General features: G+C 71.3%; 12 protein-coding genes. 6 read left to right on the top strand and 6 right to left on the bottom strand.

Annotated features, from left to right (window positions below; all coding sequences use genetic code 11):
- The first annotated feature begins 334 nt into the window (after nucleotides 1-334).
- Nucleotides 335-1,606, top strand: a complete 1,272-nt coding sequence (locus tag ACIBJH_RS27265) for an alpha-L-fucosidase (RefSeq protein WP_399119497.1) — start codon at nucleotides 335-337, stop codon at nucleotides 1,604-1,606.
- Between the two features lie 243 nt (nucleotides 1,607-1,849).
- On the opposite strand, the gene ACIBJH_RS27260 is transcribed toward ACIBJH_RS27265, so the two are convergent.
- Nucleotides 1,850-2,653, bottom strand: coding sequence for a helix-turn-helix domain-containing protein (locus ACIBJH_RS27260; RefSeq protein WP_399119496.1), 804 nt, complete (start codon nucleotides 2,651-2,653; stop codon nucleotides 1,850-1,852).
- A gap of 156 nt (nucleotides 2,654-2,809) precedes the next feature.
- On the opposite strand from ACIBJH_RS27260, the gene ACIBJH_RS27255 reads away from it, so the two are divergent.
- From ACIBJH_RS27255 to tgmB, 3 genes are all read left to right on the top strand, one after another.
- A complete protein-coding gene (locus ACIBJH_RS27255; RefSeq protein ID WP_399119495.1) occupies nucleotides 2,810-3,106 on the top strand; it encodes a YkvA family protein in 297 nt (98 codons plus the stop codon).
- A gap of 164 nt (nucleotides 3,107-3,270) precedes the next feature.
- Nucleotides 3,271-3,462, top strand: coding sequence for a putative ATP-grasp-modified RiPP (gene tgmA, locus ACIBJH_RS27250; RefSeq protein ID WP_019070092.1), 192 nt, complete (start codon nucleotides 3,271-3,273; stop codon nucleotides 3,460-3,462).
- A gap of 16 nt (nucleotides 3,463-3,478) precedes the next feature.
- On the top strand, nucleotides 3,479-4,465 hold the full coding sequence (gene tgmB / locus ACIBJH_RS27245; RefSeq protein ID WP_399119493.1) for an ATP-grasp ribosomal peptide maturase: 987 nt from the start codon (nucleotides 3,479-3,481) through the stop codon (nucleotides 4,463-4,465).
- A gap of 24 nt (nucleotides 4,466-4,489) precedes the next feature.
- Here the strand turns inward: tgmB and ACIBJH_RS27240 are convergent, their stop codons facing one another.
- Both ACIBJH_RS27240 and ACIBJH_RS27235 read right to left on the bottom strand, forming a co-directional pair.
- The gene (locus ACIBJH_RS27240; protein ID WP_399119492.1) at nucleotides 4,490-5,041 is read right to left on the bottom strand and encodes a toll/interleukin-1 receptor domain-containing protein; all 552 of its coding nucleotides are present in this window, start codon (nucleotides 5,039-5,041) and stop codon (nucleotides 4,490-4,492) included.
- Between the two features lie 46 nt (nucleotides 5,042-5,087).
- A complete protein-coding gene (locus ACIBJH_RS27235; protein WP_399119491.1) occupies nucleotides 5,088-6,233 on the bottom strand; it encodes a serine hydrolase domain-containing protein in 1,146 nt (381 codons plus the stop codon).
- A gap of 200 nt (nucleotides 6,234-6,433) precedes the next feature.
- Here ACIBJH_RS27235 and ACIBJH_RS27230 point away from each other — a divergent pair, with 200 nt between their 5' ends.
- Nucleotides 6,434-8,470 (top strand): SpoIIE family protein phosphatase, encoded by a 2,037-nt coding sequence (locus ACIBJH_RS27230; protein ID WP_399119490.1) that lies wholly within the window; start codon nucleotides 6,434-6,436, stop codon nucleotides 8,468-8,470.
- A gap of 4 nt (nucleotides 8,471-8,474) precedes the next feature.
- Here ACIBJH_RS27230 and ACIBJH_RS27225 read toward each other — a convergent pair whose 3' ends face one another.
- Entirely contained in the window at nucleotides 8,475-8,942 is a 468-nt protein-coding gene (locus ACIBJH_RS27225) for a hypothetical protein (RefSeq protein ID WP_399119489.1), read from the bottom strand.
- A gap of 144 nt (nucleotides 8,943-9,086) precedes the next feature.
- Between ACIBJH_RS27225 and ACIBJH_RS27220 the strand changes: the two genes are divergently transcribed.
- Nucleotides 9,087-10,055 (top strand): GlxA family transcriptional regulator, encoded by a 969-nt coding sequence (locus tag ACIBJH_RS27220; protein ID WP_399119488.1) that lies wholly within the window; start codon nucleotides 9,087-9,089, stop codon nucleotides 10,053-10,055.
- A 5-nt stretch (nucleotides 10,056-10,060) separates the two neighbouring features.
- On the opposite strand, the gene ACIBJH_RS27215 is transcribed toward ACIBJH_RS27220, so the two are convergent.
- Together ACIBJH_RS27215 and ACIBJH_RS27210 are read right to left on the bottom strand one after the other, a co-directional pair.
- Entirely contained in the window at nucleotides 10,061-10,291 is a 231-nt protein-coding gene (locus ACIBJH_RS27215; protein WP_399119487.1) for a DUF5133 domain-containing protein, read from the bottom strand.
- A 74-nt stretch (nucleotides 10,292-10,365) separates the two neighbouring features.
- On the bottom strand, nucleotides 10,366-12,138 hold the full coding sequence (locus tag ACIBJH_RS27210) for an ABC transporter ATP-binding protein (RefSeq protein ID WP_399119486.1): 1,773 nt from the start codon (nucleotides 12,136-12,138) through the stop codon (nucleotides 10,366-10,368).
- Between the last annotated feature and the right edge of the window lie 43 nt (nucleotides 12,139-12,181).

Genomic DNA, 12,181 nt, shown 5'->3' with positions numbered 1-12,181 from the left:
GGCCAAGCTCGGAGCGGGGGTGTGCACCGCCACCAAAGCGCGCTACGCGTCCGAGAGGCAGTGGATGGTCAGGTCGCGCACGCCCGGTCGGTGCGGGTGGTCGGCAACCAGCACTCCTCGTCTCCGGGCGGCGCGACGACGGGCGCCGGCACCGCGCAGGAAACGCGGCGCCTGGACCGGACGACTCCGGTGACGCGAGTCCGGTGACGCGAGTTGCTTCCGGGATCCCCAGTCATGCGACCAGCCTGCGCAGCGCGGTCGCGGGGGTGAAAATGAACCACCAGTGGTGATCACCGCCCACGCGCCCCGCCGTCCCGCGGCCTAGCTTGGCGGTATGCCGATGCAACCCTGGTTCCGCGATGCCAAGTTGGGCATCTTCGTCCACTACGGGATCTACGCCGTCGATGGTGTGCCGGAGTCCTGGTCGTTCTACACCGGTCAGGTCCCGCACGACCAATACATGCGCCAGCTGGACGGGTTCACCGCGGCGCGCTACGAACCGCGGGACTGGGCACGGCTGTTCGCGCGCGCCGGGGCCCGGTACGCGGTGCTGACCGCCCGGCACCACGACGGTGTGGCCCTGTGGGACTCGGCCTACGGCGACCTGGACGTGGTCCGCCGCACCCCGGCCTGCCGCGATCTGATCGACCCCTATGCCGACGCGCTGCGCGAGGAGGGCCTCAAGGTCGGGCTCTACTACTCCCACTCCGACTGGAACCACCCCGACTACGCCAGCACGGTGCATCCGAACCCGCCGGACGAGGAGATCCTCGCCAACCCGTACGCCTCCGCCCGGCCCGGTGAGGAGGATCCGGCCGCCTGGGCGCGATATCTCGCCTACCGCGACGGCCAGGTCGGCGAGTTGGTGGCCCGCTTCCGGCCCGACCTGCTGTGGTTCGACGGCGAGTGGGAGCGGGCCGAAGAGCAGTGGGGCATGCGGGAGTTGGCGGAACTCATCCTCGCCGGGAATCCCGACACCGTGCTCAACGCCCGCATGCTGAGCCACGGCGACTACGCGACGCCCGAGCAGGGGGTGCCGCTGCAAGCCCCGGACGGGCCTTGGGAGTTGTGTCTGACGGTCAACGACTCGTGGGGGTTCCAGCACCAGGACGAGCATCACAAGTCGGTGCGGCAGCTGGTGCGTTACTTCACGGAGACCATCGGCATGGGCGGCAATCTGCTGCTCGACGTGGGCCCGAAGGAGGACGGGACGATCCCGCCCGCGCAGGTGGAACGTCTTGAGGGACTTGGAGCCTGGATCGCCCGGCACTCCGAGGCGGTGTACGGCACGGTGGCCGGTCTGCCCGCCGGGCACCACTACGGCCCCAGCACGCTGTCCGCCGACCGCCGCACGCTGTACCTGGTGTGCTTCGACCCGCCGCGCGAGTCGGTGTCGGTGCGCGGCCTGCGCACGCCCGTCAAGCGGGTCACGGTGCTCGGTACCGGCGCCGGACTCGGCCACGACGTGATCGGCGGACTCGGCGAGGTCCCGGGCGTGACATGGATCGACGCCCCGCAGGCCGCCGATGTGGACGAGCTGGCAACGGTCCTGGCGGTGGAGCTGGAGGGAGAGTTGGACCTGTATCGGGGTACGGGCCGGGACTGATCCGCGCGGCGCTGATCCCGCACCGAGCTGCGCCGCTCCGGCTCGGACCGAACTGCGCGACGCCGGTCTGGACGGAGCCGCACGACACCGCCCGGACCGAGCGGCACGACGCCGCCCCGGGGCTGAACCGCGTGAGCCGGAACCGACCCGCCGGTTGAGGGCCGGAACCGACCCGCCCGATGAGGCCCGGGACCGACCTTCACAATGCCGGCCCAGGCCGACCCGCACGGCGGCGGCCCGGATTCACCCGGTCCTGGCGCGAACCGCCCTCGGCGAGGCGCCCAGTTCGCGTCGGCACGCCTTGTTGAAGGCCTGGAGATCGCCGATGCCGACGGCCGCCGCGATGGCCGGGACGGAGAGCGTCGACTCCCGCAGCAGGTGTCGTGCGTGTTCCAGGCGGCGGTGCCGGATGTAGGCGACGACCGTGCTGCCGATCTCGGCGCGGAACAGGCGGATGAGGTGGTTGTGCGAGACGCCGGCCGCGCGCGCCACCTCCGGCACCGTCAGCGGCGCCGCCAGCTGCGCCTCGATGTGTGCGACGGCGAGGGCGAGCGCGGGGTGGGGTCCGGCGGCGTCACCGTCGGCCGGGGTCGCGAGGTCGGCGACCCGCCACAGCACGGTCCACAACTCGGCAGCGGCACGGGCGGAGTTGCGCGGCGCCGCCGCGACGGCCCTCAGCATCAGGTCGGTGAGCACGGGAGTCTGCGTACCGGCGTCCTGCATCACGGGAACGGTCAACCGCTCACCGGCGGAAGGGAGTTCCAGGTGCGCGAAGAGATGCTCGGAGCGGCCCCGGTAGTGGAAGCGCACCAGCGCGCCGGGCGGCACCAGGCTCACATGGCCGGGCCTGATCTCGTACGGCACTCCGTCGACGGTCAACTCCGCCTCGTACCGGTAGAGATGGAGCTGCCAGAGGTCGGGCAGCCGGAACACGTCACGCGGGCTCACGGTGCCGTGCACACCGACGCCGAGGCTCGCGACGCGCGGTGGGGCGTCGAGGCCGATCCGTACGTGGGTTCCCGTTTCCGTCCCGCTGGTCGCGCTCACGGTGAAAACGTACCAGTGCCCGACGTGGGGTCGGTGACTGTCAAGACTCTTCCGGGCGTTCGGGTGTGATGTTCCCCTCTTCGGCAATACCAGGGCCTCAACCGGGCATCCGGATAGGGCACATGTCGTGCGGCCGGACCGGAAAAAGGGGTGCCCGTGGACTCGACCACAACCGTGATCGTCGTCGCCGCGGTGCTCGCGGTGGCGCTGCTCGCCGTGGCCGTCGGAGTGCTGGTGCGGCTCGTCCGCATGCGGCGCGGACTGCGGCGCGCAGGACTTCCGACCGGCCCCAAATGGGTTTTCTGGGGTGCCGTCCTCTACTTCGTGCTGCCGACCGACCTGATGCCCGATCCCGTGTACTTGGACGACATCGCCGTCCTTCTTCTCGCCCTGCGCTCGATGCGCAAGTCCCTCGGCGAGCAGGAGGAGGGGCGGCCGGGCGACCTCGGCTGAACCCGGCGAGCGTCTTACCTTCCTTACTATGACTACGCAGAGTAAGGAAACCATTCACTCGTTCGATTCGTATAAGTCTCTGGAAGCAGACGGAAGTCAGCGGGCCAAGCGACCTCGCGGGGTGGCCACCGCTTGCACGAGGCAGTACCGACGAGGGAGAGACGATGCAACCGTTCGCGCTCAACTACGCTCGCCCGGCAGCACAGTTGGAGCTCACCACTCCGTACAGCTATGACTCCGGACTGCAGTTGAACGTGCTCGCCGACGGACGGGTCGCCGCCCATGATCTCGCTCTGCTGAGAGAACTGGGGACCACGACGTCCACCGCGGGATCGAAGACTCACTTCGACGACTGAACGCGGAACGACGAAAATGACCGTATTGGTCCTTACCTGCGAAGAGGACGTCACCGCGGACCTGGTGATGGTGCATCTGCACGCGGCCGGCGTCCCCGTGGTCCGGATCGATCCCGCCGACCTCACCGGCGGGGTCGCGCTCTCCGGCGAGTACGTCCACGGACGCTTCCGCGGCCATCTCGCGGCCGGCGGGCGGCTGGTAAGCGTGAGCGGACTGCGTTCCATCTGGGTGCGCAGACCGGGCGCCCCGGCGAACCGCGCGCCGCAGCCCTCCGCATGGCTCACCGAGGAGGCCTCACAGGCGCTCTACGGCATGCTGCGCGGCTCCGGCGCCCGCTGGATGAACCACCCCGACGCGGCGCGCCGCGCCCGGCACAAGCCCTGGCAGCTGCGGCTGGCCCAGCGCAGCGGACTGCCGGTGCCCGCCACGCTGATCACCACGTTCCCGCAGGCCGCCCGCGAGTTCTCGCGGCGCTTCCCGGACCTGGTGGTCAAGCCGGTCTCCGGCGCCCACCCGCAGGATCCGCCCCGGGCGGTGCCGACCAGCCGCGTCGCGCCGGACACCGACTTCGCCGCCGTGGCCTTCGGCCCCACGCTGCTGCAACGCCGGGTCGCCAAGCGCGCCGACATCCGGCTCACCGTGGTGGGCGACCGGATGCTGGCCGCCCGTATGCCGATCGACCCGGACGCGGACCCCGCCGAGGTCGACGTCCGCTTCGCCGCGCCCGCGCAGCCCTGGCACCCCACCGAGGTCCCGCCGCGTATCGCCGAGGCCGTCCGCGCGTATCTGCGCGAGGCCGAACTGGCCTACGGCGCCTTCGACTTCGCCGAGGACGGGGACGGGACCTGGTGGTTCCTGGAGTGCAACCAGTCGGGCCAGTTCGGCTTCGTCGAGGCGGACACCGGCCAGCCGATCGCCCGCACCATCGCGGAGTGGCTGGCCCTGCCCGCCGACCCGGAGCGGGAGGGCCTGGTCAACGGGTCGGACAGCACGGTCGCTTGAGGTAGCGGAAACGGTTCGCCGCAGTCACAGTTCGCAGTCGTCCTGCCAGTTGCACGCGCCACAGATGACCAGCCGCAGCGCCTGGTCGTTCTGATGGTCGACCGTGACGTACGGGCGCAGCCGTTCGCTGCTCCCACCGCACCGCGGGCAGCTCGCGAACAGCCCCAGAGGGCCGAAGTCGCTGATCGCCAAGGTGCTTTCGGTGGGGGTGCCCCGAACGGGGAGCGGCGGCACGAGGGCCGGGAAGGCGAGGCGCACGATCATCGCCGCCGCCTCGTCCGACACCCGGCCCCGGCCCTGGGCGAGCCGTACGTGGCGCAGCCCGGCCAGGGCGGGCGGCAGCGCTGTGTCGTCGAGCCGGACGGGCACAGGTGCGCCGAGCGGCGCGGGTTCCGCCAGTGCTCGGTCCCACGCCGCCGACCACAGCAGGACGACGGCGGTCTCCGGGTCGGGGGCGCCGTCCGCGGCCGTCGGCCACACGTCGAGTTCGACGTCGGCGCCGACGCGTCCCAGCGCGTCCGCGAGCGCGAACGCCGCCCGCTCGTCCTGCCGTTGATAAGTGAGTCGCATGTGCACGCACTCATGGTCCGGCATGCCGGAGGCGTCCGGCACGCCTGTGGTGTTACGACCCGTATGTCCCCAGGAGGGCGCACACCGCGTCCTCCTCGACCGCGCGCACTTTGCTCAGCAGAGCGGCGTTCCCCGCCTGGTTCACCTGAGTTGTCAATGAGAAAGTGAGCGCGCGCCGGCCGTCGGGGGTCGCCGCCATCAACTGTGTGTAACCAAGGGTGTTCCCGGTATGTCCCAGAACGACCCCGCAGCGGGTTTCGTACCGGAAGATGGCCAGTCCCGCGCTGTTGCGACCCGGTCCCGCCGGTTCGGAGGAGCCGGGGATCCAGTGCCGCTGTTCCCGCAGCGCCGCCTTCGAGGTGAGGGCTCCGGAGGCGTAGCCGCCGATGAACGAGGCCAGGTCGCGGGGCGAGGAGGTGATGCCGCCGGACGCCCACACCCCCGACATGCCGATCGCCTCGCTGACGTCCTCGGGTCCCGACGGTCCGCCGACCGCGTAGCCGTGCATGTACGGCTCCGGCATCCGGTACCCCTGCGGCAGGCTCGTGTCCCGCAGGCCGAGCGGCCGGTACACGTCGTGGCGCAGCAGGTTCTCGTAGCGCGTGCCGGTCGCGGCCTCCGCCATCAGCGCGACGGCGATGTTGTCGGAGTTGGAGTACTGGTACCGCGAGCCGGGCGTGAACCGCAGCGGCTCGCCCGCCACGAAGTCGAGCAGGCGCCGCGAGTCGAAGTGGTGGTGCGGGTCGGCCTGGATGAGGCTGCGGAACTCCGTACTCTGGCTGAAGTCGGGGAGCCCGCTGGTGTGCTGGAGCAACTGACGTAGCGTCACCGACCGCCAGGCCTTGGGCAGTTGGGGCAGTTGCCTGCCGATCGTGTCGTCGAGGGTGAGCCGGTGCTGTCGTACGAGACTCAGGGCCACCGCCCCACTGAACGCCTTGCTGGTGCTCGCGGTCCGGGTGTGGTCGTCCGCTTCGAGCGGGCGGCCGGTGGTGACGTCGGCGGTGCCGGCCCGCAGGACGCGCTGGCGGTCGCCGTCGCGCAGCACGACGATCACGCCGGGCGGGCCGTCCGGGGCGGCGACCAGTTCGTCGAGACCGCGTTGCAGGGAGTGGTCGTCGGCCGCGGCGGGCGACGCGGGCACGAGGGCGCCGACGCAGCCGGCGACCAGGAGGGAGACGAGACGGAGCGGAAGGGGCATCGGGCGTCCTGGAGGGAGTGGGGGCAGGGCACGATCAGAATCCGGGGGCTCGTCGGCGCCCGCGCGGGTATGTGCTCCATACGGCCGCGTCCGCTCCCCCTGTCCCCACGGTGTTGCCGGGTGGGGCGGGCTGTGCCGTAATCGGATGACCGGCGGTGCGGATCTTGGTGGTGTCGTGCCGCGCCGGAAGGAGCGGCTGGATGGACGCGTACGCTGCCGGGGACGGTGTCACGGCCGCCTCGGGAGGACTGCTGGACCTGTTGCAGGTCGCGGCGGTGGTCCTGGACGCCGGCGGGTACATCGCGCTGTGGAGTCCCGAGGCGGAGCAGCTGCTCGGCTACTCCGCCGAGGAGGCGCTGACTCAGCGCGCCGACCGGCTGCTGGTGTCGCCCGACGACCGGGTCCGGGCCCGTGAACTGTTCGCGCAGGTGGGCTCGGGTGCCCGCTGGGCCGGGGTCTTCCCGCTGCTGCACCGGGACGGCACCGAGCGGCCCGTGGAGTTCCGCACGATGCGGCTGCGCGACAGCCACGGCCAGGCGCATCTGCTGGGTCTCGCCGCGGACGCGACGACGGTTCGGGGCGTGGAACGGGACCTGGCGCTCTCCCACAGCCTGGTGCGACAGACACCGGTGGGCATCGCCGTGTTCGACACCGATCTGCGGTGGGTCACGGTGAACCCGGCCCTGGAGCGCATCAACGGCGTACCGGAGACGGAGGTCGTCGGGCGCCGGGTCGGCGAGGTGCTGCCGGGTCTCGACGTGGCGGCCATCGAGTCACGGATGCGGCATGTGCTGATCACCGGCAAGCCGCTGCTCGACCAGCAGACCGTGGGCCGTACGCCGGCCGATGCAGCGGAGCGCGCGTACTCGGAGTCGTACCACCGCATCGAGGACGCGCAGGGCCGGGTGCTCGGTCTCGCGATGGCCGTCCTGGACGTCACCGAGCGGGAGCAGGCGGCGGCCGAGGTCGCGCAGGCGCGCCAGCACCTGTCCGTCGTGGCGGAGGCCGGGGTGCGGATCGGGACGACGCTGGACCTCCAGCAGACCGCGCGGGAGCTGGCCGACGTGGCGGTGCCGCATGTGGCCGACCTGGCCGCCGTCGACGTACTGGAGTCGGTCGTGGCACACGGCGGGATCACTCCGGTGGCCGGTGACGCGCAGGTCGAGTTCCGGGCGCTGGCCGTCGCCGCCGGATACCTCACCGACGCGATCCACGCGGCGGACCCGGTCGGCGAACTGGCCACCTACGGCCCCCACCGCATCATCACCCAGTGCGTCCGCGAGGCCCGGCCGATCCTGGTCGAGCGGGTGGACCGGCCGATGATGCGGCGCATCGCCAGGGACGGACGCGCCGCACAGACCCTGCACGCGGCGGGCGTCCACTCCTACCTCGCCGTCCCGCTGATCGCCCGCGGCGAGGTGCTCGGCACGCTGAGCCTCTACCGCACCGTCAACGAGCGCCCCTTCGACGAACAGGACCGCGTGCTCGCCTCGGAACTCGCCGCGCGCGCCGCGATCTGCATCGACAACGCCCGTCTCTACGGCCGTGAGCGCACCACCGCGCTGACCCTGCAGCGCAGCCTGCTGCCGCCGGTCCCGGCCCGGCAGGAGGGGCTCGACATCGCCGCCCGCTATCTGCCGGCGCTCAGCGAGGTCGGGGGCGACTGGTACGACGTGCTGCCGCTGGGGCCGGGCCGGACCGGGCTCGTCGTGGGCGACGTGATGGGCAAGGGCGTCCAAGCCGCCGCCATCATGGGCCAGTTGAGCAGCGCGACCCGCGCACTGGCCCGACTCGACCTGCCGCCCGCCGAGTTGCTGCACCACCTCGACGACCTCACCGGCTCCCTCGACACGATCGCGACCTGCGCGTACGGCGTGGTCGACCTCGGCCGGGGCACCTGCGCCCTGTCCAGCGCCGGGCATCTGCCGCCCGTCCTGATCCGCCCCGACGGCCATGCGGAACTCCTCGACATCCCCGGCGGAGTCCCGCTCGGTGTCGGCGGAGTGGACTTCGGGACCGCCGAAGTCGCGTTCGGCACAGGCGCGTTGCTCGCCCTGTACTCCGACGGGCTGGTGGAGAACCGGGGTGAGTCGATCGACGTGGGGCTGCACACGCTGACGCGGCTGCTGCAGAGTTCCCGGCGCCCCCTGGAGCAGACGAGCGACATGCTCCTCAACGCGCTGCGCCCGGAGCCCGACGACGATGTCGCGCTCCTGCTGGTCCGCGCCACGGGCTGACCGGTCAGGCGCCGGTCGTCGAGCCGGGCCGGATGATCATGAGGACGGTGACGGTGGCCCACAGCAGGTTGAAGATGCCGGTGAACATGGCGAGTTGAACGGTCCCGGCGCGCTCCACCGGCCGCCCAGCGCCTAGTTCCTCCAGGAGTTCGTCCTGACGCGGCAGCACGAAGGCGATCAGGAGTCCGGCCGCCACCGCGGTGAGGGTGATGGAGGCGATGAGCCAGCCGCTGCCCAGGACGCCCATCGCGGAGGCGGTGGCGAAACCGAAGAAGGGCACCGCGAGACCGACCGCGCCGTAGAGGCGGCAGATGCGGTGCAGCAGTCGTACGGTCGTCACCCCCGCGTCGGGACCGTCCGTACTGGTGAGAGCGCGGCGGGCCGCCGGTGGGAACATGCTGGCGGCGACGGTCACGGGGCCGACCGCGACGATGGCGGCCAGCACGTGCAGTGCGAGAAGGATCTTGGTCACCGGCCCAGGCTAGGAATGTCCGGGTCGACTGCACAGGGGCTGGAACGACAGCTTCCGACGGATTCCCGCCAACCCCTGTGGTCAGGCTTCAGAGGCATGGGGCCATGTCACCGGGCTGGCGGGAATCTGCCTATCGTGGTGTTCATGCACACCGTCGCGATTCTCGTTCTCGATCATGTGGTGCCGTTCGACATGGCGACCCCGATGGAGGTGTTCGGCCGCACCCGGCTGCCCGACGGCCGGAACGCGTATCGGATCCGGGTGTGCGGCGAGACGCCGGAGGTGCGGACGGACGGGTTCACGCTGCGGGTCGACCACGGCCTTGAGGCGCTGGCGGACGCCGACACCGTCATCGTCCCCGGCTGCTCGGAGCAGGCCGGGCCGCCCTCCCCGCGGGTGCTGGCGGCGCTGCGGGAGGCAGCGGCGGCGGGTACCCGGATCGTGTCGATCTGCGCCGGTGCCTTCGTGCTCGCCGCGGCCGGACTGCTGGACGGGCTGCGCGCGACCACCCACTGGATCGCCGCCGATCTGCTGGCCCGCGAGTATCCGCTGGTCGAGGTGGAACCGGACGTGCTGTACGTCGACAACGGGCAGATCCTCACCTCGGCCGGGGCCGCCGCCGGACTCGACCTGTGTCTGCACCTCATCCGCCGGGACTTCGGCTCGGCGGTCGCCGCCGACGCGGCCCGCCTCTCGGTCATGCCGCTCGAACGCGAGGGCGGGCAGGCCCAATTCATCGTGCACCGGCACCCACCGGTCCCCCAGGGTTCGACCCTCGAACCGCTCCTCCAGTGGATCGAGGACAACCTCGCCCACGAGGTCACCCTGGCGACACTGGCCACGAGATCGGGCATGAGCGAGCGGACGTTCAGCCGCCGCTTCCGCGAACAGACGGGCAGCACACCGCTCCAGTGGCTGCTGCGCGCCCGGGTCCGACGCGCCCAGTACCTGCTGGAGAACAGCGACCATCCCATCGAACGCGTCGCCCAGCAGGCCGGGTTCGGCTCCCCCACCGCGTTCCGCGAACGCTTCCGCAAGGTGGTCGGCACCAGCCCGCAGGCGTACCGTTCGGCGTTCCACGGCAGGACGGCGCGCGAAGTGGCGGTCTCCTGAAGCCTCTACGCGAGGGCGCGGTCGTCGGCAGCCGCGCCACGTGCCGCCGCCAGCAGGGCGTCCGCCGCGACGATGGCTTCCCGGATGTCCGTGGTGCCCGTCATCACGCACAGGGTGTAGCTGACGTCGTTCAACTCGGCGGCCGTCTGCGGGCGTTGCCTCTCCGCCTGGGCGATGCGCAGCACCGCGTACCGGGTGAGCAGTTTCCTGACGGCCTTCGGGTCCGGCACGAGCACGGAGCGCCCCTCTCTCGTTGTGCGCTCCTTGTGCCCCGTCACCGCCTGATCAAGCACACGGCCGCGAGAGCAGGTCAGGCGACCTGCCCGCCGTGCAGCGCCGTGTACGCCCCGCCCCGGCGCAGGAGTTCGTCGTGCGTGCCGACTTCGAGGATCTCCCCGTCGCCCATCACCACGATGCGGTCGGCGCCCCGGACTGTGGACAGCCGGTGCGCGACGACGAAGGTCGTACGGCCGTGCAGCAGTCGGGCGAGGGCCTGTTGGACAAGGGCCTCCGAGCGGGTGTCCAGGGCCGAGGTCGCCTCGTCCAGGACGAGGACCTTGGGGTCCCGGATCAACGCCCGCGCGATGGCGAGGCGTTGGCGCTGGCCGCCGGAGAGCCGGGCCCCGCGCTCACCCACCAGGGTCTCCAGTCCCTGCGGCAACTTGTCCACGAACTCAAGGGCGTTGGCGTCCCGCAGCGCCGCGCGCACCGACTCCTCGTCGGCGTCGTCCATGCCGTAGGCCACGTTGTCGCGGATCGTGCCGTCGAAGAGGATCGACTCCTGGGGGACGACCGAGACGAAGCGTCGGTAGGTGCGCAGGTCGAGGGTGTTCATGTCGGTGCCGTCGAGCAGGAGTTGGCCGACGGTGGGACGGATGAAGCCGATGACGAGGTTGAGGACCGTGGACTTGCCGGCACCGGACGCGCCGACGAGGGCGACGGTCTCGCCCGGTGCGACGGTGAGGGTGAAGTCGTGGACGGCGGGGCGGAGTTGGCCGCCGTCGTAGGTGTGGCCGACGCCCCGGAAGGAGACGGCTCCGCGTACCGCGGTGACCATCTCCTTGCCCTCGTTGTCCTCCAACTCGGGTGCCTGGAGCACCTCGCCGACCGAACGGACCGATTCCAGACCCTTGGTGATGACCGGAGCCAGGCCCATGAGGGTCGTGGTGGAGTTGGTCAGGGTCGTCAGGAAGGCGCTGAGCATGACGACGTCGCCCGCGGTGACGCCCCAGACGCCGTAGTACGACACCAGGGCCGCACCGGCGAGGACCAGGACGCCGACGACGTTCAGCACCACCCAGGCCAGCGAGCCGAAGCGGCCGTTGAGCAGGTCGAGGCGGTTCCCGGTGGTGAGGAGGCGGCGCAGGGTGCCGTCCATGCGGCGCAGGGCCTTGCCCTCCAGGCCGTGGGCGCGGGTGACCGGGATGAGGCGGGTCATCTCCGTGACGCGTGAGGACAGGGTCTCCACCTCGTGGCGGAAGTGCTCGTTGTGGGTGCGCAGGCGGGCCCGCAGCCGGGACACGAGCAGCGCGGCGACCGGCACGACGACCACGAAGACGGGCACGAACTCCGGTGTGCGGAAGCCGATGATGACCAGGCCGCCGGTGAGCACGGTGATCGCGCCGAGCCCGGTCTCCGCCGTCTGCTGGACCATCTGCTCGACGGTCTCCACGTCCCGTACGACCTTGGCCTGGAGCACTCCGGCGCTGACCCTGGAGTGGTAGCCGATGGAGAGCTGCTGCATACGGGTGCACAGGGCCGAGCGCAGGTCGGTGCCCATGCGGCGGACGCTGCCGTAGAGGAGGCGGACGTAGAGGACGTGCAGGGGGTAGTTGATCAGCAGGATGAACAGGATGACGCCGGTGCTGATCCAGAGTCTGCTGACGGGTTGGTGCTGGACGACCGTGTCGATGATGGCCGCGGTGATCAGCGGGAGCAGCCAGATGGGGCTGTGCTTGACCGTGAACACGACCACGGCCAGGGCCAGGCGTCTGCGGTCTTCGCGGAACAGGTAGGCGAGGGTGCGGATCGGGTGTTCGTCGCGGTAGCGGTGGTCGAGCGGCTTGTCCGTGGACGACGCCATCGGTGGTGGTCCTCCCCCTGTGACCGGTTGGCGGGCAAGCGCT

The organism is Streptomyces sp. NPDC050548 (assembly GCF_044457385.1).
Lineage (GTDB): Bacteria > Actinomycetota > Actinomycetes > Streptomycetales > Streptomycetaceae > Streptomyces.
Note: the sequence above shows the minus strand (reverse complement) of the source record. Positions and strands in the feature narration are given on the sequence as shown.

Coding starts and splice junctions, on each gene's coding strand:
- ACIBJH_RS27235 (WP_399119491.1), bottom strand. CDS start 6,233: ATGCCCCTTCCGCTCCGTCTCGTCTCCCTCCTGGTCGCCGGCTGCGTC.
- ACIBJH_RS27220 (WP_399119488.1), top strand. CDS start 9,087: ATGCACACCGTCGCGATTCTCGTTCTCGATCATGTGGTGCCGTTCGAC.
- ACIBJH_RS27210 (WP_399119486.1), bottom strand. CDS start 12,138: ATGGCGTCGTCCACGGACAAGCCGCTCGACCACCGCTACCGCGACGAA.
- ACIBJH_RS27230 (WP_399119490.1), top strand. CDS start 6,434: ATGGACGCGTACGCTGCCGGGGACGGTGTCACGGCCGCCTCGGGAGGA.
- tgmB (WP_399119493.1), top strand. CDS start 3,479: ATGACCGTATTGGTCCTTACCTGCGAAGAGGACGTCACCGCGGACCTG.
- ACIBJH_RS27265 (WP_399119497.1), top strand. CDS start 335: ATGCCGATGCAACCCTGGTTCCGCGATGCCAAGTTGGGCATCTTCGTC.
- tgmA (WP_019070092.1), top strand. CDS start 3,271: ATGCAACCGTTCGCGCTCAACTACGCTCGCCCGGCAGCACAGTTGGAG.